The sequence below is a fragment of the Tardiphaga sp. OK245 genome (assembly GCF_900108575.1).
Taxonomy (GTDB): domain Bacteria; phylum Pseudomonadota; class Alphaproteobacteria; order Rhizobiales; family Xanthobacteraceae; genus Tardiphaga; species Tardiphaga robiniae.
On record NZ_FNWZ01000003.1, the window covers coordinates 791362 to 815807 of the forward strand.

Below are 24446 nucleotides of genomic sequence, written 5' to 3' on the forward strand. Positions count from 1 at the left end.
ATTTGCGCCCGGCGGATTATTGATCTTCGGGTTGAAGATCGGTTTCCGCCGGCGTCGCATCCACCGGCCGATTTTGTGGCGTACGACTGTTTGGGATCAGATCATGCTGGGGCTCATCGGGAATTGCGCGCGACCACGGACGGTCCAGGCCACGCGGTCGCACGGCATCCATGGTAAAGCCGTTGGCGGTTCGCTGCAGGCTCACCGCACCATTTCGTTGCAAGCGATCCTGATCGATCACCAGCGCCCTGCAATCCCTCGGCGGTTGTTTCGTCGTGACGATGAGCGCCGCTTTCTCGCAATCATCTGTGAAGGCATCCGGCTGTAAAACCAGCGCCACCAAAGCGCCATCGGCCAGCGCCGTGATGCACCCGTCGCGGTCGCAGGACACACCGTGGCTGAGGGAGGCATCGGTCGGCAGACGCGCATCGGCATCGCCGGCGAGCCACTCTTTCAGCAAAAATGTATCCTTGGCGCTGCGCATCACATGGAGATGCCCGTCCCTGCCCCGTACCGCAACGCTGTGACCGTCACCCGAGATCAGCACATCCGGCTGCTTCACCAGCAATGCCCAGACAATCGAGAGCACCAGCACGCCAGCCCCCGCGAAGCGCAACGGCGTGCGCAGCAATCCGAGCACGATGATGCCAATACTGGCTGATATCAGCGGTCCGGTGCCGAAGGCCGGCATCCGGCCGATGGCACCGGGCAAGGCTGCGACCCATTGCGTGACCACGATCATCCACTGGATGCCGACATCCATCAGCCGCCAGAACACACCGTCAAAGCCGAACGGCATGGCCACCAAACCAAGAATACCCGCCGGCATCACCAGCGCCGAGACCACCGGCATCGCCAGGAGATTGGCGACGACGCCATAAGGCGTGACGCGATGGAAATGAAATGCGGCATAGGGCGTGGTGGCGAGGCCCGCGACCAGCGAAGCCAGCACGAGCATCGCGATCTCGCGTCCACCCCATAGTGCCACGCGCGCGGTCGCGGAATGATCGGGCGAGGCAAACAGCGCGGGCATGCCTATCTGCACCAATGCGACGAGCCCCAACGTCGCCGCGAAGGACATCTGGAAACTCGGATGCACCAGCGCTTCGGGTGCCACGATCAGCACGACCATTGCCGCCACCGCCAGGGTGCGGAACGTCACCGCCCGGCGATCGACCAAGACTGCAATCAGCACGACGGCCGTCATGAAAAACGATCTCTGCGTCGCGACTTCAGCACCTGACAACAGCAGGTAGAACAGTGCTGCGAATAACGCCGCAGCCGCTGCGACTTTCTTGATCGGGAATGTCACCGTCAGGACAGGGATCAGTGCCAGCAGTGCGCGTATCGCAAAGAACACCACGCCGGCGACCACGGCCATGTGATAGCCAGAAATCGACAACACATGACCGAGGCCGGAGATGAACATCGCATCATTGACGTCAGCCGAAATCGCATCGCGGCGGCCCGTGAGCAGCGCCGTGGCAATGGCGCGGCTATCGCCCGAGAGCACGGTGCGGATCCGCGCGTCGATGGCGTCGCGCAGCCCCTGCATGGTCGCCGAATAGCGTAACGCCACACTCGGCTGTATCGGCGGATCGACCGCCTTGATGCCGCCCATCACAAAACCGGACGCGCCGATCCCCTGGAAATACAGATCGCGGCCGAAGTCGTAGCTACCCGGCCGGAGCGGCGACAGCGGCGGCTGCAGCCTTGCCTTCAATTCGACGAAGCTGCCGACGGCAGGCGCCGTGCCCTTCTTCACCGACAGCCGCACACGAGTGAGCTTCGGTGCGGCGCGCGGGCTGTCCATCGTGGCAACGCGCAGCACGAAGCGGTCGGTTCGCTCGCGCTCCTCATGGGTCTCGACGAAGCCGGTAAGCGCAACGGAATAGAGCGGCTTCGCCAGAACCTCATGAGCCACACGCGCGGTTTTCGTGGCCGCCATCGCGAAGCCCGCCGCGATGGCCGCAATGAGCAAGATCAAGGGAAACCATCGCCGCCGCCGCAGCAAAAATGCAGCTACGCAAAGAAGGCCTGCCGTCGCAGCGGCAACCCAGGCCACCGGCTCATGCTCAGCGGCAAAATACAGCGCGATGCCGGTGCCGAAAGCGATCGGCACCCAGGGCAGCAAGCGACCGGGACCAGCTTCGGCCCGCACCCACGTCCAGAGCGTCTCGAAGCCCGACGTTGATGACGTCGGTGACGGGACAGCGACGCCTGCCTTGGCCGGCGGCGGCCATGTGGTCGCTGTACCCGCCCGGCCCCGCCGCTGTTGCTGATCTCCGCCCCGCGCCATCGAACGCCCGCACGCCAAGCTTGTCCTTCCGAATGCTATCGGAAGGGCAAGCGGCGACTAGCGGAACGGATGCAGAATACGAAAACTAATCTCTAGGGTTGCTCAGGCGAGCTTGGCGTAGCTGTCGCGCAGACCGACGGTGCGGTTGAAGATCAGCTTGCCCGGCGCTGAATCCTTGTCGCGACAGAAGTAACCCTGGCGCTCGAACTGCACGACATCGCTTGTGTTGTCGCTCGCCAGCGCCGGCTCCAGCATGGCGCCGGTCAGCGTCTCCAGCGAGTCCGGATTGAGCTGTGATGCGAACTCGGTCGCATTGGGCTGCGGATCGGCGAACAGCTGATTGTAGACGCGTACTTCCGCCTGCACGGCATCTGCGGCGCTCACCCAATGGATCGTCGCCTTGACCTTGCGGCCGTCCGGCGCATTGCCGCCCCGGGTTTCCGGATCATAGGTGCAGCGCAGTTCGACCACCTCGCCGGCAGCGTTCTTGATCACGTCCTTGCAGGTGATGAAATAGCCGTAACGCAAGCGGACCTCGCGGCCCGGCGCCATGCGGAAGAACTTCTTCGGCGGCTCTTCCATGAAGTCGTCATGCTCGATGTAGAGCTCGCGGCCGAATGAAATCTGCCGGTTGCCGAGCGACGCATCATCGGGATGGTTGATGGCTTCGAGCTGCTCGGTCTGTCCTTCCGGGTAGTTCTCGATCACCACCTTCAGCGGCTTCAGCACCGCCATGCGGCGCTGCGCCGTGCGATTCAGTGTCTCGCGCACGGCGAAGTCGAACATCGAGATATCGACGGTCGAGTTGGCCTTGGCGACACCGATGCGCTTGACGAATTCGCGCAGTGCTTCGGCAGGAATGCCGCGGCGCTGCAGGCCGGCCAGCGTCGGCATCCGTGGATCGTCCCAGCCCGTGACATGGCCACCGCGGACAAGTTCGGTCAGCACGCGCTTCGACAGCAGCGTGTAGGTCATGTTGAGGCGCGCGAATTCATACTGATGCGGCCGCGATGGCACCGGCAGGTTTTCCAGGCACCAGTCGTAAAGCGGCCGGTGATCCTCGAATTCGAGCGTGCAGATCGAATGCGTCACGTGTTCGATCGCGTCCGACTGACCGTGCGCGAAGTCGTAGCTCGGATAAATGCTCCAGGCGGTGCCCGTGCGCGGATGATGCGCATGCAGGATGCGATAGATCACGGGATCGCGCAGGTTGATGTTGCCCGACGACATGTCGATCTTGGCGCGCAGCACGCGGGCGCCGTTCGGGAATTCGCCGGCGCGCATCCGCGCGAACAGATCCAGATTCTCATCAACCGAACGGTCGCGGAACGGGCTGTTCTGGCCGGGCTCCGTCAGGGTGCCACGCTTAAAGCGGATTTCTTCCTGCGACTGGTCATCGACATAGGCCTTGCCGGCGCGGATCAGATGTACCGCCCAGTCATAGAGCTGCTCGAAATAGTCCGAGGCGTAGTGCAGGTTGCCCTCGCCCCAGTCGAAGCCGAGCCAGCGCACATCGCGCTGGATGGCGTCGATATACTCCTGCTCTTCCTTGGTCGGATTGGTGTCGTCGAAACGCAGGTTGCAGTGGCCGCCGAATTCCTCGGCAACGCCGAAATTCAGGCAGATCGACTTGGCATGGCCGAGATGCAGGTAGCCGTTGGGCTCCGGCGGAAAGCGCGTCACCACGCTCTTGTGCTTGCCGGATTGCAGGTCCGCCGCAACGATGTCGCGGATGAAGTCACGGCCTGCGTCGGATACCGATTCGTCTGTCATTTGCTGCCTTTCAAGCTGCGCCCTATGTGCCAAATCCGGAAGGCCGCGCCAAGGGCCGGATCAGGGGCCGGGTCCCGCGAAAGGGCCTTTTCCGATGCGGTTCCGGCCCCAAATCCGCGTTTATTCGCCGTGAGACAGCGCCCTGTCGTTGTGATAAACGCCCGCCAACACTCACACCGAACTCGATCGAACCCGCTGATATGACCGCTCCCGTCGTTACCCGTTTCGCCCCCTCGCCGACCGGCTTCCTCCATATCGGCGGTGGACGCACCGCGCTGTTCAACTGGCTCTATGCCAAGAAGACCGGCGGCAAGATGCTGCTGCGGATCGAGGATACGGACCGCGAGCGTTCAACGGATGCCGCGATCGACGCCATTATCGACGGGTTGAAGTGGCTGGGCATCGAGTGGGACGGCGACACCGTCTTCCAGTTTGCCCGTGCCGGCCGGCACCGCGAAGTCGCCGAACAGCTGCTGGCCGAGGGCAAGGCGTATTACTGCTATGCCAGCGCCGAGGAACTGCAACAGATGCGCGAGACCGCCCGCGCCGAGGGCAAGTCCAAGCTCTATAACGGGCTGTGGCGCGACCGTGATCCGTCGGATCCGCGCCCCGACGTCAAACCGACGATCCGCCTGAAGGCGCCGCTCACCGGCGAGACCGTGATCGAGGATCAGGTACAGGGCCGTGTGGTCTGGCAGAACGAAAATCTCGACGACCTCGTGCTGCTGCGCGGCGACGGCAATCCGACCTATATGCTGGCGGTGGTCGTCGACGACCATGACATGGGCGTGACGCACGTGATCCGCGGCGACGACCACCTGATCAACGCCGCGCGCCAGAAGCAGATCTACGACGCGCTCGGCTGGACCGTACCCAGCATGTCGCATATTCCGCTGATCCATGGGCCTGATGGTTCGAAACTGTCGAAGCGCCACGGCGCGCTCGGCGTCGAGGCCTATCGCGCGCTAGGCTATGTGCCGGCCGCTCTACGGAATTACCTGGTGCGGCTCGGCTGGAGCCATGGCGATCAGGAAATCTTCTCGACCCAGGAGATGATCGACGCCTTCGACCTGTCGGGGATCGGCCGTTCCGCCGCACGCTTCGATTTCGCCAAGCTCGAAAATCTCAACGGTCACTACATCCGCCACACCGACGATCAATCCCTCGTGACCATGTTCGAGGACGTGCTGAATTACGTGCCCGGCGGAGCCGAACTGAAGGCGAAGCTCAACGACACCACGCGCGCTCAGCTGTTGCGCGCCATGCCCGGCCTGAAGGAACGCGCCAAGACGCTGATCGAACTGATCGACGGCGCCAATTTCATCTTTGCCGATCGCCCACTGGCGATGGAGCCGAAGGCGCAGGCCGCGCTGACGCCGGAAACCCGTGTGCTGATCGGCAAGTTGCGCACGGCACTGGAAGCCGTCACCGACTGGACCGCAGCAAATGCCGAAGCCGCTACCCGCGCCTTTGCCGAGGAAGCTGGCATCAAGCTTGGCGGGGTCGCGCAACCGCTTCGCGTGGCGCTGACCGGCAAGACCACATCGCCCGGCATTTTCGATGTTCTGGCGGTATTGGGACGGCAGGAATGCCTGGACCGGCTCGCCGATCAGGCATCTATTTAGCATAGCTGTAGGCTGCTTTTGCCCGCCTTGCAGCGCACACAGCAATACGCTACGCATTCTGGCGAATGCTCTGGAATTCCCGGCTAGCCTCCCCATTTCTCCTGAAATGTCGGTGGCTTGCCGGCTCCTCAACGATCTCATCGGGGACCACGCGATGGACGCAAAAACCAATACCAAATCCGCAACGCTGACAGTCGACGGCAAGAGCTTCGAACTGCCGATCCACAGCGGGACCGTCGGCCCTGATGTCATCGACATCGGCAAGCTCTACGCCCAGTCCGGGATGTTCACCTACGATCCCGGCTTCACGTCGACAGGCAGCTGCCAGTCCAAGATCACCTATATCGATGGCGATGCCGGTATCCTCGAATACCGCGGCTACCCTATCGAGCAGCTCGCCGAGAAGGGCGACTTCCTCGAGACCTGCTACCTGCTGCTGTACGGGGAACTCCCGACCAAGGCGCAGAAGGCAAAGTTCGACGCATTGGTCACGAACCACACCATGGTTCACGACCAGATGAGCCGCTTCTTCCAGGGCTTCCGCCGCGACGCGCATCCGATGGCCGTGATGGTCGCATCGGTTGGCGCCCTCGCCGCTTTCTACCACGACTCAACTGATATCAACGATCCGAAGCAGCGCGACATCGCGTCGATCCGCATGATCGCCAAGATCCCAACGCTCGCGGCGATGGCCTACAAGTACACGATTGGTCAGCCCTTCGTGTATCCGACCAACTCGCTCGACTTCGCAGCGAACTTCATGAAGATGTGCTTCGCCGTGCCGTGCGAGGAGTACAAGGTCAATCCGGTGCTCGCCAAGGCGCTGGACAAGATCTTCACGCTGCACGCTGACCACGAGCAGAACGCATCGACCTCAACGGTCCGCATCGCCGGTTCGTCGGGCGCCAATCCGTTCGCCTGCATCGCCGCCGGCATCGCCTGCCTGTGGGGACCGGCGCATGGCGGTGCCAACGAAGCCGCATTGCAGATGCTCGCCGAGATCGGCACCGTCGACAAGATTCCGGAATTCATCGCCAAGGTGAAGGACAAGAATTCCAGCGTCCGCCTGATGGGCTTCGGTCATCGCGTCTACAAGAACTACGATCCGCGTGCCAAGCTGATGCAGCAGGCCTGCCATGAAGTTCTCAAGGAAACCGGTCACGGTGGCGACGAGATGCTCGCCGTTGCCATGGAGCTCGAGAAGATCGCGCTGTCGGACCAGTATTTCATCGACCGCAAGCTGTATCCGAACGTCGACTTCTATTCGGGCATCACGCTGAAGGCGATGGGCTTCCCGACCTCGATGTTCACCGTGCTGTTCGCGGTCGCCCGCACCGTCGGCTGGATCAGCCAGTGGAGCGAAATGATCGGCGACCCGCAGCAGAAGATCGGCCGTCCGCGCCAGCTCTATACGGGTGCTGCCCGCCGCGACTATGTGGATATCGCCAAGCGCGCCTAAGACCTCGTTTCGCAGAGTGCGAAAATCAAAACGGCGGATCGCAAGATCCGCCGTTTTTTTGTTACGCTGCAATCTCTTGAATGAAGGCCTTCAACTCTTCCGCATGGTGGCCAGCACGACATTGGCCGCACCGACGCTCGGCGACGCTTCGCCCGTCGCCATGATCCCGTCGAGCCGCGCCAGGGCTTCAATCTGACGGCGCCGCATCGGTGTGTCTGCCATCACCTCTTGCAACGACGCCGCGAGCTTCTCCGGCGTGCAGTCTTCCTGGATGAACTCCGGAATGACGTTCTCGCCGATCACCAGATTGGCCAGGATGACCGACGACGAGGTGATGCGGCGGCGGATGATCCAGGCCTCGACACTGCCGGCTTTGTAGGCTGTGACCATCGGCACACCTGACAATGCAAGCTCCAGCGTCACCGTCCCCGATTTGGCAAAGGCCGCATGCGCAATGCGGAACGCGGCGCGCTTCTCTGTTTCGCCCACAACGATCCGTGGCTGCACCGGCCACGCCTTGAGCGCTTCGGCGATGACCTCGACGAGATGTGGCATGGTTGGCAGGATCAGTTCGAATTGCGTGCCCTGCTTTTGCAGCAGATCGAGCGTCGCGCCGAACGTTGCCATGTGATGACGGATCTCGCTGCGACGGCTACCCGGCAGCACCAGCAGCACCGGTGGCTTCGTTTCGCGACGCGCCTGCTCGCCCGCATTGGGACGCAGCGCATCGATCTGCTCGATCAGGGGATGACCGACATAGGTGCATGGCGGTCCGCCGAGCCGCCGATGCGCCTCCGGCTCGAACGGCAGCAGCGCCAGCACATGATCGACATAGGCGCGCATCGCCTTCGCGCGCCCCGGCCGCCACGCCCACACCGTTGGTGACACATAGTTGACGACGGGAATGGAGGGATCGCGCTGGCGCACGCGCTTCGCGACACGATGGGTGAAGTCCGGGCTATCGATGATGACCAGCACGTCGGGTTTGGCCCGCAAGACGTCCTCGGTCGCGCGCGTGATGAGCTTCAGGATCGACGGCAATTTCCGGACGACCGCGGCAAGGCCGATGATGGAAAGCTCTTCAATGGGAAACAGCGACTGCAGACCTTCACGTGCCATCGACGAACCGCCGACGCCTTCGAAGCGCACATCGTCACCGAGCCGCTGGCGCAACACCTTCATCAGCGCGGAACCGAGACGGTCGCCGGATTCTTCGGTGGCAATGAGATAGATCGTCTTCGTCACGCCGGAAGTCCCGTCACGAAAAGACCTGCGGCATCGGCGGCGACAATCATCTGCTGCGGTTCGGCGACAATCGTATTGCCTGCGACGATGGCGATGCCGGCGAGCTTCGCGGCCGCAGCGCGCTCGATGGTCCGCGGTCCCAATGTCGGCAGATCGAAACGCAGATCCTGACCGCTCTTCGGTGCCTTCACCAGTACACCACGCCCTGCCTTGGCGCGAATACGTCCCTGCTCTCGCAGAAGCGCCACGCGGGCCAGCAACCCATCGGTGCCTTCGATATCCTCGATCCCCACCACGTGGCCGTCGATCACCACGGTCGCCTGGCCGATATCGAACGGGCTCAAGGCGCGCAGGACGTCGCGCCCACGCGCGATATCGGCTTCAGCATCTTGATCCGGTACGGCACGTGTTACGCTACCCGCCGGCATCAGCACATCGGACGCGACGTCCTTGATCCCCAGCAGACGAAAACCTTCATGCTCGAACAGGCGGCTGATACTCGTCAGCAAGTGATCGTCACCGCCGCGAAACGCGCGAAACACTTTCGGCATCACGCGAAGCGTTGCCCAGTCCAGCCTGATCTCGGAGATTGCCGGGCGTACCAGCGTGCCGATGAAGGTGAGATCCCGGCAATTTTCGCTGCGCATCAGCTTCAGCAAACGGCCAAACTGGCCGATGGGAATCCAGTGGTGCTGAAATCGCGCCACCAGCGCCGGATCGCAGAACCCCTTCAGCGCGAACACGACAGGCTTGATGCCGCGCGCCTGCAGCGAGTCCGCGACGGCGAAGGGCAGCGAGCCGCCGCCGGCGATGATGCCGAACGGCGAGCCTATCGGCGGGCGTTCTTGCAGATCTTGCGCTTGAGCCTGGTCAGTCATGCTTCGCCCCGCGATACCCGAACTCAAGAGTTGTTCTTGCTATCCTCGGGCAGACACAGTGCGCGGTGCTTGGCGCCCGCGATGAATGTCAGGATTTCTGCAATCGCCGGATCGTCATTCGCCAAGGGCTGCACGCGCTCGAGCCGCTCGGCAAAGACGCCAGGGCCATGGAACAGCTTTTGATAGAACGAGCGCACGGCGGCGACGCGCTCCTTGGTGAACTTGCGGCGCTTCATGCCGATGATGTTGAGGCCTTCCAGCGCCGCATACTGACCATTCACAAGCCCGAACGGGATGATGTCGCCGCGCACGCCGCAGATGCCGCCGACCATGACCTGGGAGCCAATGCGGGTGAACTGGTGCACGGCCGACAGCCCGCCCATGAAAACGAAATCGCCGATCTCGCAATGACCGCCAAGCGTCGCCGAGGTCGCGAAGATCACGTCATTGCCGACGTGACAGTCATGGCCGACATGGGCGCAGTTCATGAAGTAGCCGCGGTCGCCCACCGACGTGATGCCGCCACCAGCGACAGTACCCGCATTCATGGTCACGGACTCGCGGATGGTACAGCTATTGCCGATGGTCAGTCTGGTCAGTTCGCCCTTGTAGCTGAGCGACTGCGGAGGCGTGCCTAATGAGGCGAACGGATAGATCGTGCAATTCTCGCCGATGGTCGTCTGCGCCGTCACGTTGATATGCGACATCAGCTTCGTGCCTGCACCGATCGTGACATGCGGTCCGATGATGCAGAAGGGTCCGATTTCGGCGCCCTCGCCAATGACAGCACCGTCGGCGACGCGGGCGGTTGGATCGATCTTGCTCATCGAGAAGTCCAGTTCCTGCAGATTTCTAGGATTTTCCGCTGCGTAACCCGCGTCACGTGGACTGTCCAGTACCGTGCCGACAAGCACCACTGGAACCTTGCTGAACTCGAGATGTTCATGATACGTTCTTTATAAGCCAGTACGGAATGACCTTTTATGGCGCGTCTGACTAATCGCGAGGAGGAAGTATTGTCGCTGGTTGGCCAGTCGATGAGCTGCAAACAGATCGCGCGCGCCCTTGCCATTTCCGAGTTCACCGTCCGCAAACATCGCGCGAGCATCCTGCACAAGATGCGGCTGGGAACGACGGTGCAACTCACCGCCTTCGCCAAAACGTCTTGCGCCCATGGCGATACATCGCAACACGCCGATCGGCGGGAAAGACACGACCGGTCTTTTTGATCGGCAGCCCACCCGTCCTGCGACCGCGCGAAATCGACGTCGCGCGGCTCATTGCTGTTGGCCTCACCAGTAAGCAGATTGCCCGCAAGCTCGGGATCAGCCCCCTCACCGTCCGCAAGCATCGCGAGAATGCGATGCGTAGCCTGAACGTCCACAGTCTTGCCGAGCTGATCGATGCGACGAGACGGCTCGGTTTCGTCAATACGCCATCGGAGCCATATCGCACAACCAATGGTTGATACACGCTATGGTTGTTATCCGCGACATCGTCACGACATCACGCAAGCCGTAATGCTTCCTCGCTTCGCAAGGCCGCTTGTTGTCGCCGACCAGTCACCATTCAGCCAGGAGCAGCAACATGGCCAAGTACACGATCAAGGTTCTGAACAACTCTGGATTCGCGAAGAATTATGTTCTCTTCATGCAACCACCCGCCGTGACATCGACGGGCGGACAGCCGGTCGTTTACAGTAACGCGTGGGTGACGTTCAACGGCATCCTCCCGGGTGGAACGGATACGGTTGAGTACACCGACGAGACTTTCGCCTATTGGGCAACTGCAACCATGCCCATCGCTCCAGGGACAACCATGGGCCAGAGCGGCGCCGCTGCGGTCGATGTCACTCTGCAGGACAGCGTCACCTTCGCCGGAACAACGCCCATCGGGTTCGGCACCGTTACACCGGGCGGCGCGATGACCGGCTCTTACAGGATTATCGCCAACAACGATTTCACGGCATCCAACGGATACTTGTTCGGTCTGGCGCGTCCAGGCAACGTTCCAAGCATCCCGTCGCCGGTTGCCACTTTCATCGCAGAGCCGAACGACACGTTCAACGTGACACCTGTGATCAACTTCTATGTCGCCGATGGCGCATACACGCCCGGTCAGATCATCGACTACACCGCAGCCTCGACCAAAGCCGGCAACGTCAACTTCACGGGTCGCGCGCAAACCAGCGCTGTGGTCACGCAGAACCCCGACGGCTCCTTCTCGCCTCAGTACTACTGATCGATCAGCTTCGGCGAAGGTCTGCGTCCTGGCACGCACCAAATCCTGATCTGATCTGCACCATGTGCGCCGAGATCGGTGCCGCCGCCCGCGGGCGGCGGCACCGCGCAACCATCCCCTCCAATTCACATGCTGACATCACAAGAGGTCCACATGGCTGTAGCCTATTCATCCTTTGTCACGCCGGCCGGGAAGCTCGCACCGGCGCTTCACGGCGCCAATTTCGACGCCCCGTTCAACTGTTCCGCCACATTCACCGGCACCTGCTCGGCTGGTGAATATCGCCAGTATGTCATGGGCCAGAACACAGCCAATGGCAGCGTGGTCGCCCTGGTGTTGTGCGGAGCTGTGGTGCTGCTACCAGCGGCATATCAGGAAGATGGCTGCCCCTCCGGCAGCTGTACGGCGTATGGACATCGAACCTGTCCACAGCACCCGTATGATCGTTATGACCCTGCACGTCCGGACGGATGCCAGTTCTCGATGTATGATGCGCCTGGATTCAAGAACGTGGTGCGAGGAACCACATACGTCGTTTACTTTTCATTCCAGGGAAAATTGATCGACACGTCAGCCGGCGGCGCCGTCCTTGCGACCAAAGGATGGACGGTAGAAGGGACTACGACCGTGGCAGAGACCCCTCCAACACCGGCCTTGGTTGGCTTGTCGGCGACCGAGAAACTCATTGGTGCGCATACCGCGCTCAATCTCGAAACCGGCGCTCTTGAATTGCACATCGTGATCACGCGCCCCGCTGGCTTACCGGGCCTCGATGGCTCGTCGATGAGCCTGTCTCTCATCGATCCGGCGGGTAAAAGATCGCATCCGTCTGACGCACCAGCGGTGCACGAGATCGGGACTCAGAGCCAATCGACGGTGAGTATCGTCTATACGCTCCGCCAGGGCACCACCCCGCCGAGCTCGATAGAACTGGCGATACATGGCGGCGTCGTCACGATGCGTGTTCGGCAGCGCTAGCGCGTTTTCGAGCGAAGTGGGTACCGGTTCGCATCAAGAAAACGCGTCTAAACAAAAAGCTAGAGCCTCGGTTCTGATTCTATCAGAACCGAGGCTCTAGACGAATGACGCGGACTGAGCGGTGTAGCCTCAGTCTGTCAGCATTGCACCGACATCGGCCTCGGCGACGACCTTGCCATTTACCTTGGCGTCGCCATGGAACCACCACATCGCCTTTTTCCGACCGATCAGGTGCAGATGATATTCGATCGTATCGCCAGGCATCACCGGCTTACGAAACTTGCACTTGTCGATGGTGAGGAAATACACCGCACGCGGCTTCTCGGTGCCTTCGACGGACGAGATGCCGATCACGCCCGCTGTCTGAGCCATGCCTTCGATCATCAACACGCCGGGATAGACCGGGCGATCAGGGAAATGCCCGAGGAATGCCGGCTCGTTGATCGTGACGTTCTTGATACCAATGCCGCTGAAGTCCTTGCGGATGTTGACGACACGATCGATCAGAAGAAACGGATAGCGATGCGGAAGGGTCTTGAGGATGGTGTTGATGTCGACCGTCTCGATGATGATCGGCGATGCGCCATCGCTTGGTAAATCCTGGCTCATTCCCGCCCCTCGTCTTTCGTATCCTGCGTCGTCGCATCCGTTCCCGGCATGCTCTCGCGGGCGAGTTTCTCAACCGCGAGGATCTCGCGGAACCATTGCTTGGTCGGCCGGGCAAAGATGCCACCCCACCGCGCGCGCGGCGGAATGCTGTCTTTCACTCCTGCCATTGCGGCGACCTGCGCGCCATCGCCAATCGTAATGTGATTATTGAGGCCCACCATGGCGCCCAGCGCGACGTTGTCGCCGATGGTCAGGCTGCCTGCAAGGCCACATTTCGCAGCGATCACACAGTGCCGTCCAATTGTCACATTGTGGCCGATCTGGACCTGATTGTCGATTTTGGTCCCCTCGCCAATCACGGTATCGCGCAGGCTGCCGCGGTCGATGGTGGTGCCGGCACCGATCTCGACGTCGTTCTGGATCAGGACACGGCCGGTCTGCGGCACCTTGATGTGCTTGTCCCGGCCGAACACGAAGCCGAAGCCGTCCTGGCCGAACTTGCAGCCGGGATGAACGAGTACGTTGTTGCCGATCAGTGTGAACTGCAGCGTGCTGCCAGCGCCGATATTGCAGTCGCGGCCGATCTTGACCCCGGCGGCGATCACCGCGCCAGAGCCGATGATGGTGCCGGAACCGATCTCCACATCCGGGCCGATCACGGCCAGCGGATCCACCGTAACATCATCCTCGAGCTGAGCAGAGGGATGGATGACGGCGGATGCGGCGATGCCAGTAATGTCAAAGCCGGAGACCGGACGCAGCGTGTCCGCGTGCAGTTCGCGCGCCAATTCCACGAAGGCCGCAAATGGCCGCTTGGCGCGCAGCACCGTTACGTGAGCCGGAATATCGCCCTTGAAGCTCTCGCTCACCAGGCAGGCACCGGCCTTGGTGTGGGTGAGCTGGTCGATATAGCGAAGATTTTCGAAGAAGGTCAGGTGATGGGGGCCTGCCTCGTCGAGCGAGGCTACGCCAGTCACGACCTGGTCGGCCCGCGTCGGGTCGACCAGTCGCGCCTTCGTTGACGCGGCTATTTCAGCCAGCGTCAACGACGGCGATTGCTTGAAGAACGTCGGCAGAACCATTCCACCCGTCGCGGTCCGGCCGGAGATCAAACTCAGAACGAAGTTCCGCCGCCGAACTTGAACTGCTGCACGCGATCATAGGCGCCCTTGGTGATCGGCACTGCGTAATCGAAGCGCAGCGGACCAAACGGCGACTGCCAGATCAGGCCCACACCAACCGACGACCGGACGACATTGCCATCGTCATAGGTCATGCCGGCGCAGTTACCGACCGAAGTCCGGCTCGCAGGCACACAGCCGGCGGCATTGATTTCGCCAGTCTGAGCCCAGCTGGTCGGTCCCTTATAATCCCAGAGGCCGCCGGCATCGGCATAAACCGCGCCCTTGATGCCAACTTCCTTCGGCAGGAACCAGAATGGCATCTGCAATTCGGCCGAAGCGCCCCAATACTTGGTGCCGCCGAGCGCGTCACCGTAGGATCCCAGCGCAACGTAGCTGATGTCACGCGGGCCGATACCGTTCTGCGCGAAACCACGCACCAGGTTCGGACCCATCTGGAAGTGATCCAGCATGCGGATATCTTCGCCGACCTTGTTCAGCATACCGCCCTGGACACGCAGCAAACCAACGATGTCGGCCACCAGCGGGGTGTAGTACTTCGCATCGATCGTGGTCTTCAGGTAGGTCACGTCGCCGCCGACGCCGGCGTAGTCCTGCTTGAACTCCAGGAACAGACCATCGGTCGGGTTCTTGTTGTTGTCGAGCGTGTTGTAGTTCAGCGTGTAGCCGAGCGCCGAGGTCAGCGTCTTGCCGCTGGCCAGTTCGCGGCGAACTGGCAGAGACGACTCGCCATCGGCGTAACAACCCCAAGTGTTGGCATTGGCTGGATCAACAGAACCCGGGAACAGTGAATTCAAATAACCGGGAGTGTTGGTCGCAGTTGGGCTGCCTGGCAGGTTGTTACAGTTGCTCAACGTCGCCGGGAGCGAAATCTGCTGCTGATAGACGGAGTAGCGCAGCTGCAGCGCGAGATCTTCACGCAGCTGGAAACCGAGGCGCGGGCTGAAGCCGAGCGTCTTGGTGTTGTACGAGATGTAGCTGTTGGACAGCTGCTCGCGCTGATAGAAATCGAGGCCGAGCGCCACGCGGTAGTCGAGCAGGTAAGGCTCAACGAAGGACAGCGAGTAGCCACGGGCATACTGGCCGTACTGAACCGACGCCTTCGCAAACAGACCGCGACCGAGGAAGTTACGTTCCGAGACGCTGACTTCGCCGAGCGCACCGTCGGTGGTCGAGTAGCCGCCCGAGACCGAGAAGTCGCCGGTGGATTTCTCTTCCAGATCGACCACCAAGATCACGCGATCGCTGGATGAGCCGGGCTCTGTCGTCACCTTCACGCTCTTGAAGAAGTCTAGGTTCTTCAGGCGGCGTTCGGCACGATCAACCAGCGCGCGGTTATAGGCGTCGCCTTCGGCGAGATCGAATTCGCGGCGGATGACATAGTCACGGGTACGCGTGTTGCCGCGCACATTGATGCGCTCGATGTAGACGCGTGGGCCCTCTTCCACCGTGAAACCGATGGTGACGGTATGAGATTCGAAATTGCGATCGCCACGCGGACGCACGACGGCAAAGGCGTAACCGCGGCGGGACATTTCGATCTGCATTTCCTCGACCGACTTCTCCAGCGCTTCCGCGTTGTAGAGCGAGCCGACGCCAACGCGCGAGAAGCTGCGCAGCGAGTTCGGATCGAACTGCGGAATGGTGGACGAGAAGTCGACCGACGACACGCGGTACTGCTGGCCTTCTTCGATCTTGAAGGTGACCAGGAAGCCCTTCTGGTTCGGATCGTATTCGGTGAGCGCGGCGACGACCTGAACGTCGGCGAAACCGTTCTTCAGGTAATAGCGGCGGATCAGGTCGCGATCGGCTTCGATACGGTCCGGATCATAGATATCGCCCGAAGCCAGGAAGCTCAGGAGATTCGATTCACGGGTCTTGATGACGTCCTTGAGGCGGTAGGACGAGTAATAGTTGTTGCCGATGAACTGGATCGACTTCACGCCGGTCTTCGCGCCTTCGTTGATCGTGAAGATCAGGTCGACGCGGTTGTTCGGCTGCTCGATGAATTCCGGAACGACGCTGACGTCATAACGGCCAGAGCGACGATAGATTTCGGAGATGCGCTGCGCGTCTGCCTGCACCATCGGGCGCGACAGCGTCCCGCGCGGCTTCGACTGCACTTCGGCGTTCAGCTGGTCGTCCTTGACCTTCTTGTTACCTTCGAAGGCGATACGGCCAATGACCGGGTTTTCGACGACGCTGACGACCAGACGGCCACCGGCCTGATTGATCTTCACATCCTGGAACAGGCCGGTCTCGATGAGCGACTTGAGGCCGTCATCGATGGTGCCCTGATCCAGCCGGCCACTCGGGCCGGGACGGAAATAGGAGCGGATGGTCTCCACATCCACGCGACGATTGCCTTCAACAACAATCGAAGCGGCGGTCTGAGCCACGGCAGTCGAAGAAACGAGCGCAGCAGTCGCTGTAACGGCGACCGGCATGGCGACCAAGATCGAAGCAGCAAGAAGGCCGCCCCGGAAACCCCGCAAACCAAAAATCATGCGCAAAGCGCCCTTATCATTCCATCGCCAGCCCGCACCCCTACGGTCTGACAGAATCCCTTTAGTGGCCCAGCTTGTAGCCAATTTTACCTGACTGGCAAACGACCTTTCGCGCTGCAATTCTAATTTCATTCCAAGACGTTGCCCATCGGCCACGTTACCCCCAGCCTCGATCATGACGAAGCCAGGTGAAGAATGTCGTTATAGGTCGCAAATACCATCAACATCAGCACTAAACCGAGGCCAATGCGGAAGCCCATCTCCTGCGCGCGCTCCGACAGCGGACGCCCACGAACGGCTTCGACGGCATAGAACAAAAGATGACCGCCATCGAGAAGCGGCACCGGAAACAGGTTGAGAAGGCCGATGGAGATCGACAGAACCGCCGCCAGGTGAATCAGGGCGGTCAGGCCTATTGTCGCCACCTGCCCGGAGATCTGGGCGATTCGCATCGGGCCGCCGATCTGGTCGGCCGCCTCGCGTCCGGTGAATACGCCGCCGATATAGGCGATGGTGCGGTCCACGACGAACCAGGTTTCCTTGACGCCCAGCACGAAAGCGGTCGCCGGATTGACCCGCTCGGTGGTCGCTTCGCCAACCGCTGTCGCGCGGGTAATGCCGAGGACGCCGAGACGATGGACGTTACCGAAGCTGTCTTTGACTTCGCGAAGTTCTGGCGTGCCCTTCAGCTCGACCGTGGCTTCGCCGCGCTTGACGCTGAAGGCCAGCTGCTCGCCAGCCTTGGTGCCGACGATGCGCTGCATGTCAGAGAAGCTGCCAATGACCTTGCCATCGATGGCCTTGATGATGTCGCCCGACTGGAACCCAGCCTTCTCGGCCGCGCTGCCCGCCTGAATACTGTCGACCTTGGCGGTCGTGCTCGGCTTGCCGAAGAAGGTGAACAGACAGGTGAAAATGACGATCGCGAGGATGAAATTGGCGATCGGACCAGCGGCCACGATGGCCGCACGCTGGCCAACCCGCTTGTGATGGAAGCTGCCCTTGCGCTCATCTGCTGTCATGCCTTCCAGCGCGGCGCTTGACGGGGTCGAGGCTTCGCTCTCGTCACCGAAGAACTTCACGTAGCCGCCAAGCGGAATCGCGGAAATCTTCCAGCGCGTACCGTGGCGATCGTTGAAGCCGGCCAGTTCGGGACCGAAGCCGAGCGAGAACGTCAGGACCTTAACGCCGTTCCAGCGGGCGACCAGGAAGTGGCCGAGTTCGTGGAAGAACACCACGATCGTCAGGACAAACAGAAAGGGGATGATATAGCCGATAAAGCCGTGGCTTAACGTATTGAAACTATGTTGGAAAAACTCAAGCATCCCGATCCCCTAACGCGAGGCCAAAGGCCCCGTCCCCAATGCTCTAGGATGCCTTTGCGGCAATTTGAGGCAAGAGGGTGGCAGCCATTTTTCTCGCTTTATGGTCAACAGCGATGGCGTCATCCGCCGACGACAACGGCGCCAAATTCCCTGCCCGCACCCATTCATTCATGGTGGCTTCGACCAGCCTTGCAATGGCGCCAAAGCGGATCTTCTGGGCGGTGAAGGCAGCCACAGCAATCTCGTTGGCCGCGTTGTAGACAGTGGTCGCGCCGCTGCCGGTGCGCAGCGCGTCATAGGCCAGCTTCAGGCCAGGGAAGCGCGCGTAATCCGGTGCCTCGAAGGTCAGCGAACCAATTTTGGCGAGATCGAGCGGCGCCGCCCGGCCCGGAATGCGGTCCGGCCAACCCAGGCAATGCGCGATCGGCGTGCGCATGTCGGGCGAACCGAGCTGCGCCATGACAGAATAATCGCGGAACTCCACCATGCCGTGAATGATCGACTGCGGATGTACCAATACGTCGATCTCGTCCGGCGCCAGTGCGAACAGATAGGACGCCTCGATCACTTCGAGGCCCTTGTTCATCATTGATGCGGAATCGATGGTAATCTTCTGCCCCATCGACCAGTTCGGATGTTTCAGCGCCTGCGCCAGCGTTGCCTGCTCGATATCGGCGGCAGCCCAGGTGCGGAACGGTCCGCCCGAGGCGGTGATGATCACGCGGGTCAGTTCCTCGCGGCTGCCGGAGGCCAGCGCCTGGAACAGCGCATTGTGCTCGCTGTCCGCCGGCAGGATGCAGGCGCCCGCCTTGGCGGCGCGATCCATGAAGAAATCGCCGGCGCAAACGAGGCATTCCTTGTTGGCCAGTGCAACGGTGGCGCCGCGGTCGACGGCGGCGAGCGCAGGCTTCAAGCCGGCGGCGCCTGATACGGCGGCCATCAGCCAGTCGGCCGGACGCTCTGCAGCCTCGACGATGGCGCTATCCCCTGCCCCGCTGGCGATGCCGGTGCCGGCGAGTGCCGCGCGGAGTTCGTCCAGCTTGGATTCATCAGCGACGGCCACAAAGCGCGCGTTGAATTCCTTGGCCAGCTTGACCACGCCCTCAACGTTCCCGTTGGCCGTGAGTGCCTCCACCTGGTACCGCTCGGGCGAGGCTCGCAGCAGATCCATGGTGCTGTCGCCGATCGAACCGGTCGCACCGAGGACAGTGATGCTGCGCAGACTGGACGCGGCGGGCTTGTTATTTCGCAGGGGAACAGCGCTCATCAAATCACCAAACCATAAGACCGCGGCCGACGCCATCTGCACCGCCGCGTAAAAGACCGATCACCGCGGCAGCCACCACCGCGAACACGTAGCCGTCGAGGCGATCCAGCAGACCGCCATGACCAGGAATGATCTGGCCGGAATCCTTGACGCCAAATTTGCGCTTCACTGCGGACTCGAAGAGATCACCAAGTTGCGACAGCACCGTCAGCACGGTTGCGATCATGAGCAGCGGCAGCAGGCTGCCCAAACCATTCATGGCAAAACCGGCAGCCACAGCGAGGCTGAGAACAAAGCCGCCGATGGCGCCGGCCCATGTCTTCTTCGGGCTGACGCGCGGCCACAGTTTCGGGCCGCCGATGCCGCGCCCGGCGAAATAGCCGCCGATATCGGTCATCCAGACCACCAACAGAATGAACATCAGCGCCGAGAAGCCCCAGACGGGATCGAGACGCACGACGATGGACGCAGCAAACGCAGCCAAGGCATAGACGACGCCGAGCCCGATCCAGCCGACATGATTGCCGACAATGGCCCGCCATTCCAGGAAGAGACCCACCGACACCAGCGTCACGAGGCCGAACCATAGCCAGCCGCCGGTATAGGCGGCGAAAATCGCGACGGGGATCAGCACCAGCGCGGCCAGGATGCGCATCAGCAGATTGCGCAGCCCCCGGTCATCCGCCTGCTTCGGCGTACTGTCGTTCTGGGTCACGCCGGTCACGAACCGGTTTTCGCGGCGAGACCGCCGAAGCGCCGCTCGCGGCGGGCATATTCGGCAATGGCGCTTTCCAGCGCGGCCTTGTCGAAATCCGGCCAGTGGATCGGCACGAATACGAACTCGCTATAGGCAGCCTGCCACATCAGGAAGTTCGACAGCCGCTGTTCACCCGACGTGCGGATGATCAGGTCCGGGTCCGGAATATCAGGCGCGTCGAGATACTGGCCGAGCGTATCGACATTGATGCTTTCGGGCGTCCGCTTGCCCTCAGCAACCTCGCGCGCAAGGCGCTGCGCTGCCGTGGCGATCTCGTGCCGCGAGCCGTAGTTGAAGGCGACCACGAGATTGAGCTGAGTGTTGCCCCGCGTCAGGTCCTCGGCCTCTTTCAGCAATGACGCGATATCGGAATCGAGGCCCTGGCGCTCTCCGATCACGCGGACCCGCACGCCGTCGCGATGCAGCGTGGCAAGGTCGTTGCGGATGAAGCGACGCAGCAGGCCGAACAGATCGCTGATCTCGGATGCGGGCCGCGACCAGTTCTCGGAGCTGAACGAGAAGATCGTCAGATACTGGATGCCGAGTTCGTTGGAGGCCCGCACCACACGGCGAAGTGCCTCGACGCCGCGGCGATGGCCCTCGGCGCGCGGAAGCCCCCGCGCTGCAGCCCAGCGCCCATTGCCGTCCATGATGATCGCGACATGCAAAGGCGTGGATCGGTCCGATCCATCATTTGCGGGCGCGGCGGCATTCGACATCGATTAAAATCCCCAGCCTATGGTCCGGCACATATGTGACCAATTTGCGGACCATACGCTTTTCAACAGCTTAAAAGCGGCTTCTGACGCTTAAACCGTCATGATTTCCTTTTCCTTAGCCGCCAGCAACTGATCGATTTCAGCGATTATGCTGTCCGTGACCTTCTGCACTTCGGTATCGTGGCGCTTCTGGTCGTCCTCGGAAATCTCGTGAGCCTTCTCGAGCTTCTTGATGATGTCGAGACCGTCGCGGCGGACGTGGCGCACGGCGACCTTGGCTGCCTCGGCATATTTATGCGCGACCTTCACGAGTTCCTTGCGGCGCTCGGTGTTCAATTCGGGAATACGCAGCCGCAGAATCTGGCCTTCCGTTGCCGGGCTGAGGCCGAGATTGGAATCGACGATCGCCTTTTCCACCGCCTTGACCATCGACTTGTCCCAAACCTGCACCGACAGCAGGCGCGGCTCGGGAACGCTGACGGTCGCAACCTGGTTCAGCGGCATGTGGCTGCCATAGGCTTCCACCTGGACCGGCTCCAGCATCGAGGCTGCCGCACGTCCGGTGCGCAAGCCGCCAAGCTCATGCTTCAGCGACTGGGTTGAGCCCTGCATACGGCGCTTGAGGTCGTTGATGTCGAATGGGGCCATGGTGGCCATGCAGCTCTCCCTTGTATCCTGCTGGTGCGAAGCGGGTATGGCGCTCCGAACCCGTCTAAAATCAGCCCGCGACGATGGTGCCGCGGCCAGTACCAGTCAAAATGGCGCCGATCGAACCCGGTTCGGCGATCGAGAACACGATGATAGGCAGCGAGGTCTCGCGGGCAAGCGCGAAAGCCGTCGCATCCATGACTTTGTAGTTCCCCTCAACCGCCTGCGAATGGCTGAGACGCTCGAAGCGCGTCGCGTTCGGATCCTTCTTTGGATCGGCGCTGTACACGCCGTCCACATTGGTCGCCTTCAACACGGCCGATGCGCCGATCTCGGCAGCGCGCAACACTGCGGTCGTGTCGGTGGTGAAGAACGGATTGCCGGTACCGCCGGCCAGCAGCACGATCCGGCCCTCGGACAGGTATTTGTGTGCAGCAGCACGTGTGAAGAGTTCGCAGACCTGCGGCATCACCATCGCCGACAGCGTGCGCGCCGGCACGGCGTGGCGCTCGATCGCAGCTTCCAGTGCCAGGCAGTTCATAACGGTAGCGAGCATGCCCATGCTATCGCCGGTCGGGCGCGACACACCACGCGAGGAGACTTCGACGCCGCGGAAGATATTGCCGCCACCGACGACGACGGCGACTTCGACACCAAGTTTCTGGGCTGCAATGAGATCGACGGCAATGCGGTCGATGGTCGGCTGATCGATACCGAATGACTGGCCTCCGGCGAAAGACTCACCCGAGACCTTGATCACGACGCGACGATAGAGCGGCTCACCCATGATGCGATCGCTTCCTTTCGAGGCGGCAGCTCCCGGCGTAGATCGCCGGGAGGTCTTCCAATTCGTCTTACTTCTGGCCGCTGGCGGCGGCAACTTCGGCGGCAAAGTCCGAAGTCTGCTTCTCGATGCCTTCGCCGAGCGCGTAGCGCACGAAGCCAGCGAGCTTGATCGGCGCGCCAACCTTGCCTTCGGCTTCCTTGACGGCCTGCGCCACCGACTTGCCGGTATCGTGGATGAAGGCCTGATCCAGCAGGCAGACTTCCTTGTAATAGGTCTTCAGGCCGTTCTCGACGATCTTCTCAATCATCGCGTCCGGCTTGCCCTGCTGACGATACTTGTCCGCCATCACTTCCTTCTCGCGAGCAACGACGGCCGGATCGAGGCCGGCGGAGTCCAGCGCCTGCGGGTTGGCAGCAGCGACATGCATCGCGATCTGTTTGCCGAGGGTGGCGAGCTCGTCAGCCTTGCCGGTGGATTCCAGCGCGACGATGATGCCCATCTTGCCGAGACCTTCGATCACGGCGTTATGCACGTAGCTCGACACGACGCCGGCCGAGACTTCCAGCGTCGCGGCGCGGCGCAGGGTCATGTTTTCGCCGATGGTGGCGATAGCTTCCGTGATCGCGGTCTCGACAGTAACGTCGCCAACCTTGTGCGCCTTGATGGCCTCAACGTCGGAGCCAACCTTGAGCGCGACCTGGGCGATCATCTTGACCAGGCCCTGGAACTGATCGTTGCGCGCGACGAAGTCGGTCTCGGAATTGACTTCGACCACGACGCCCTTGTTGCCGGCGGTGAGAACGCCGATCAGGCCTTCAGCCGCAACGCGGTCAGCCTTCTTGGCGGCCTTGGACAGGCCCTTTGCGCGCAGCCAGTCGATTGACGCCTGCATGTCGCCGTCATTGGCAGCCAGTGCGTTCTTGCAATCCATCATGCCGACGCCGGTGGTTTCGCGGAGGTCCTTGACCATCGCTGCAGTAATCGTTGCCATCGTTGAACCCTTTGCCTGTCAGGGCGCCTGCGAGCCAGCCGGTGCTGGTCAATCGCGTTACGCCGCAGGAACTATCATCAAGAGAAGTGTAGAGATGGAAAGTGCGGCCGGGATGACGGCCGCACAATAGTTTCTTGGCTGTCGCATCGGCATGATTTTGTCCGGAACCGGGACACCGGTTCCGGGATCACGCCTGCGCGTTACTCGGCTTCCGCCGTCAGACCCTTGGCCTGGGCGACCCAGCCGTCGGCACGGGCCGGAAGACCAACTTCTTCGCCAATCTTGTGGGCGGTGTCGTGATCGAGTTCGGCCAGCTGCCAGTAGTGGAAGATGCCGAGGTCGTTGAACTTCTTCTCGATCGCACCGGACACGCCGGTGAGCTTCTTGAGATCGTCGGCGGTGCCGCGCGGACCGGCCAGGCCCTGGAAGCCAGCTTCCGGAGCCGGGATGGCCTCAGCCACCGGGGCAGCCGATGCACCGATATCGAAGCCCGAGTCGCCCTGGGCGCGCGAGATGCCGTCGATGACAGCGCGTGCGATCAGGTCGCAATACAGCGACAGCGCACGGCCGGCGTCGTCGTTGCCCGGGACCACATAGGTGATGCCCTTCGGATCCGAGTTGGTGTCGACGATCGCCGCGACAGGGATACCCAGACGCTGAGCTTCCTGGATCGCGATGTCTTCCTTGTTGGTGTCGATCACGAAGATCAGGTCGGGCAGACCGCCCATGTCCTTGATGCCGCCCAGCGAGCGATCGAGCTTGTCGCGCTCGCGCTGCAGCGTCAGACGCTCCTTCTTGGTGTAGGCCGACGCATCGCCGGAGTTCAGCACTTCGTCCAGGTGACGCAGACGCTTGATCGAACCGGAGATGGTCTTCCAGTTGGTCAGGGTGCCGCCGAGCCAGCGCGAATTGACGAAGTACATCGCCGAGCGCTTCGCAGCTTCGGCAACGACGTCTTGCGCCTGGCGCTTGGTGCCGACGAACAGGATGCGGCCGCCCTTGGCGACGGTGTCGCTCACAGCCTTCAGCGCGGTGTGCAGCAACGGCACGGTCTGCGCGAGGTCGATGATGTGGATGTTGTTACGTGCGCCGAAGATGTAATTCGCCATCTTCGGATTCCAGCGGTGCGACTGGTGGCCAAAGTGGACGCCAGCTTCGAGCAGTTGACGCATAGAAAATTCGGGTAGTGCCATAGT

Annotated in this window: 22 protein-coding genes; 6 read left to right on the top strand and 16 right to left on the bottom strand. The window is 61.7% G+C overall.

Annotation, left to right across the window (positions count from 1 at the left end; genetic code table 11):
- Nucleotides 1–16: 16 nt before the first annotated feature.
- Nucleotides 17–2299, bottom strand: a complete 2283-nt coding sequence (locus tag BLW80_RS16315; RefSeq protein WP_093758755.1) for a ComEC/Rec2 family competence protein — start codon at nt 2297–2299, stop codon at nt 17–19.
- 102 nt (nt 2300–2401) lie between these two features.
- Nucleotides 2402–4072: a glutamine--tRNA ligase/YqeY domain fusion protein gene (locus BLW80_RS16320; RefSeq protein WP_093758756.1), complete on the bottom strand. Its 1671-nt coding sequence runs from the start codon at nt 4070–4072 to the stop codon at nt 2402–2404.
- A gap of 200 nt (nt 4073–4272) precedes the next feature.
- Here BLW80_RS16320 and gltX point away from each other — a divergent pair, with 200 nt between their 5' ends.
- On the top strand, nt 4273–5697 hold the full coding sequence (gene gltX, locus BLW80_RS16325) for a glutamate--tRNA ligase (protein WP_093758757.1): 1425 nt from the start codon (nt 4273–4275) through the stop codon (nt 5695–5697).
- A gap of 154 nt (nt 5698–5851) precedes the next feature.
- Complete coding sequence (gene gltA, locus BLW80_RS16330; protein ID WP_089264726.1) at nt 5852–7156, top strand: citrate synthase; 1305 nt, start codon at nt 5852–5854, stop codon at nt 7154–7156.
- A 90-nt stretch (nt 7157–7246) separates the two neighbouring features.
- On the opposite strand, the gene lpxB is transcribed toward gltA, so the two are convergent.
- From lpxB to lpxA, 3 genes are read right to left on the bottom strand one after another with little or no spacing between them, the layout of a single operon-like run.
- A complete protein-coding gene (gene lpxB / locus BLW80_RS16335; protein WP_093758758.1) occupies nt 7247–8401 on the bottom strand; it encodes a lipid-A-disaccharide synthase in 1155 nt (384 codons plus the stop codon).
- On the bottom strand, nt 8398–9279 hold the full coding sequence (locus tag BLW80_RS16340; RefSeq protein ID WP_093758759.1) for an LpxI family protein: 882 nt from the start codon (nt 9277–9279) through the stop codon (nt 8398–8400). The genes lpxB and BLW80_RS16340 overlap by 4 nt, the downstream gene beginning before the upstream one ends.
- Nucleotides 9280–9302: 23 nt before the next feature.
- Nucleotides 9303–10106 (bottom strand): acyl-ACP--UDP-N-acetylglucosamine O-acyltransferase, encoded by an 804-nt coding sequence (gene lpxA, locus BLW80_RS16345; RefSeq protein WP_093758760.1) that lies wholly within the window; start codon nt 10104–10106, stop codon nt 9303–9305.
- Nucleotides 10107–10262: 156 nt separating this feature from the next.
- On the opposite strand from lpxA, the gene BLW80_RS30805 reads away from it, so the two are divergent.
- The 4 genes from BLW80_RS30805 (at nt 10263) to BLW80_RS16365 (ending at nt 12498) form a co-directional block, all read left to right on the top strand.
- Nucleotides 10263–10508 (top strand): response regulator transcription factor, encoded by a 246-nt coding sequence (locus BLW80_RS30805; RefSeq protein ID WP_093758761.1) that lies wholly within the window; start codon nt 10263–10265, stop codon nt 10506–10508.
- A complete protein-coding gene (locus BLW80_RS30810) occupies nt 10505–10747 on the top strand; it encodes a response regulator transcription factor (protein WP_244528267.1) in 243 nt (80 codons plus the stop codon). Before BLW80_RS30805 ends, BLW80_RS30810 begins: the two co-directional genes overlap by 4 nt.
- 119 nt (nt 10748–10866) lie before the next feature.
- Nucleotides 10867–11520: a RhiA family protein gene (locus BLW80_RS16360; RefSeq protein WP_089264541.1), complete on the top strand. Its 654-nt coding sequence runs from the start codon at nt 10867–10869 to the stop codon at nt 11518–11520.
- A gap of 153 nt (nt 11521–11673) precedes the next feature.
- On the top strand, nt 11674–12498 hold the full coding sequence (locus tag BLW80_RS16365; RefSeq protein ID WP_093758763.1) for a hypothetical protein: 825 nt from the start codon (nt 11674–11676) through the stop codon (nt 12496–12498).
- Nucleotides 12499–12627: 129 nt separating this feature from the next.
- On the opposite strand, the gene fabZ is transcribed toward BLW80_RS16365, so the two are convergent.
- From fabZ to BLW80_RS16420, 11 genes are all read right to left on the bottom strand, one after another.
- Nucleotides 12628–13107 carry a 3-hydroxyacyl-ACP dehydratase FabZ gene (gene fabZ / locus BLW80_RS16370; RefSeq protein ID WP_068730861.1) on the bottom strand — a complete coding sequence of 160 codons (480 nt, stop codon included), beginning with the start codon at nt 13105–13107 and terminating at the stop codon, nt 12628–12630.
- Nucleotides 13104–14189 (bottom strand): UDP-3-O-(3-hydroxymyristoyl)glucosamine N-acyltransferase, encoded by a 1086-nt coding sequence (gene lpxD, locus BLW80_RS16375; protein WP_089264543.1) that lies wholly within the window; start codon nt 14187–14189, stop codon nt 13104–13106. Before lpxD ends, fabZ begins: the two co-directional genes overlap by 4 nt.
- Before the next feature lie 32 nt (nt 14190–14221).
- Complete coding sequence (bamA, locus tag BLW80_RS16380) at nt 14222–16756, bottom strand: outer membrane protein assembly factor BamA (RefSeq protein WP_093758764.1); 2535 nt, start codon at nt 16754–16756, stop codon at nt 14222–14224.
- 173 nt (nt 16757–16929) lie between these two features.
- A complete protein-coding gene (gene rseP / locus BLW80_RS16385) occupies nt 16930–18081 on the bottom strand; it encodes an RIP metalloprotease RseP (RefSeq protein ID WP_089264545.1) in 1152 nt (383 codons plus the stop codon).
- 43 nt (nt 18082–18124) lie between these two features.
- The gene (gene dxr, locus BLW80_RS16390; protein ID WP_093758765.1) at nt 18125–19348 is read right to left on the bottom strand and encodes a 1-deoxy-D-xylulose-5-phosphate reductoisomerase; all 1224 of its coding nucleotides are present in this window, start codon (nt 19346–19348) and stop codon (nt 18125–18127) included.
- Nucleotides 19349–19352: 4 nt separating this feature from the next.
- Entirely contained in the window at nt 19353–20063 is a 711-nt protein-coding gene (locus tag BLW80_RS16395) for a phosphatidate cytidylyltransferase (protein WP_244528330.1), read from the bottom strand.
- Nucleotides 20064–20068: 5 nt separating this feature from the next.
- Nucleotides 20069–20824: an isoprenyl transferase gene (locus tag BLW80_RS16400; protein ID WP_068730865.1), complete on the bottom strand. Its 756-nt coding sequence runs from the start codon at nt 20822–20824 to the stop codon at nt 20069–20071.
- Nucleotides 20825–20914: 90 nt separating this feature from the next.
- On the bottom strand, nt 20915–21472 hold the full coding sequence (gene frr, locus BLW80_RS16405) for a ribosome recycling factor (RefSeq protein WP_374725665.1): 558 nt from the start codon (nt 21470–21472) through the stop codon (nt 20915–20917).
- Nucleotides 21473–21542: 70 nt separating this feature from the next.
- Entirely contained in the window at nt 21543–22259 is a 717-nt protein-coding gene (pyrH, locus tag BLW80_RS16410) for a UMP kinase (protein ID WP_068730867.1), read from the bottom strand.
- A 67-nt stretch (nt 22260–22326) separates the two neighbouring features.
- Entirely contained in the window at nt 22327–23250 is a 924-nt protein-coding gene (tsf, locus tag BLW80_RS16415) for a translation elongation factor Ts (protein WP_093758766.1), read from the bottom strand.
- 200 nt (nt 23251–23450) lie between these two features.
- A complete protein-coding gene (locus tag BLW80_RS16420) occupies nt 23451–24443 on the bottom strand; it encodes a 30S ribosomal protein S2 (RefSeq protein WP_068730869.1) in 993 nt (330 codons plus the stop codon).
- Nucleotides 24444–24446 lie beyond the last annotated feature (3 nt).

Excerpts from the sequence above, each read along its gene's own strand:
- pyrH (WP_068730867.1), bottom strand. The coding sequence starts at position 22,259 with ATGGGTGAGCCGCTCTATCGTCGCGTCGTGATCAAGGTCTCGGGTGAG.
- BLW80_RS16400 (WP_068730865.1), bottom strand. The coding sequence starts at position 20,824 with ATGTCGAATGCCGCCGCGCCCGCAAATGATGGATCGGACCGATCCACG.
- gltX (WP_093758757.1), top strand. The coding sequence starts at position 4,273 with ATGACCGCTCCCGTCGTTACCCGTTTCGCCCCCTCGCCGACCGGCTTC.
- BLW80_RS16320 (WP_093758756.1), bottom strand. The coding sequence starts at position 4,072 with ATGACAGACGAATCGGTATCCGACGCAGGCCGTGACTTCATCCGCGAC.
- BLW80_RS30805 (WP_093758761.1), top strand. The coding sequence starts at position 10,263 with ATGGCGCGTCTGACTAATCGCGAGGAGGAAGTATTGTCGCTGGTTGGC.
- BLW80_RS16315 (WP_093758755.1), bottom strand. The coding sequence starts at position 2,299 with ATGGCGCGGGGCGGAGATCAGCAACAGCGGCGGGGCCGGGCGGGTACA.
- frr (WP_374725665.1), bottom strand. The coding sequence starts at position 21,472 with ATGGCCCCATTCGACATCAACGACCTCAAGCGCCGTATGCAGGGCTCA.
- rseP (WP_089264545.1), bottom strand. The coding sequence starts at position 18,081 with ATGCTTGAGTTTTTCCAACATAGTTTCAATACGTTAAGCCACGGCTTT.
- BLW80_RS16360 (WP_089264541.1), top strand. The coding sequence starts at position 10,867 with ATGGCCAAGTACACGATCAAGGTTCTGAACAACTCTGGATTCGCGAAG.
- BLW80_RS16420 (WP_068730869.1), bottom strand. The coding sequence starts at position 24,443 with ATGGCACTACCCGAATTTTCTATGCGTCAACTGCTCGAAGCTGGCGTC.
- BLW80_RS16365 (WP_093758763.1), top strand. The coding sequence starts at position 11,674 with ATGGCTGTAGCCTATTCATCCTTTGTCACGCCGGCCGGGAAGCTCGCA.
- tsf (WP_093758766.1), bottom strand. The coding sequence starts at position 23,250 with ATGGCAACGATTACTGCAGCGATGGTCAAGGACCTCCGCGAAACCACC.
- bamA (WP_093758764.1), bottom strand. The coding sequence starts at position 16,756 with ATGATTTTTGGTTTGCGGGGTTTCCGGGGCGGCCTTCTTGCTGCTTCG.
- lpxA (WP_093758760.1), bottom strand. The coding sequence starts at position 10,106 with ATGAGCAAGATCGATCCAACCGCCCGCGTCGCCGACGGTGCTGTCATT.
- lpxD (WP_089264543.1), bottom strand. The coding sequence starts at position 14,189 with ATGGTTCTGCCGACGTTCTTCAAGCAATCGCCGTCGTTGACGCTGGCT.
- fabZ (WP_068730861.1), bottom strand. The coding sequence starts at position 13,107 with ATGAGCCAGGATTTACCAAGCGATGGCGCATCGCCGATCATCATCGAG.
- BLW80_RS16340 (WP_093758759.1), bottom strand. The coding sequence starts at position 9,279 with ATGACTGACCAGGCTCAAGCGCAAGATCTGCAAGAACGCCCGCCGATA.
- gltA (WP_089264726.1), top strand. The coding sequence starts at position 5,852 with ATGGACGCAAAAACCAATACCAAATCCGCAACGCTGACAGTCGACGGC.
- dxr (WP_093758765.1), bottom strand. The coding sequence starts at position 19,348 with ATGAGCGCTGTTCCCCTGCGAAATAACAAGCCCGCCGCGTCCAGTCTG.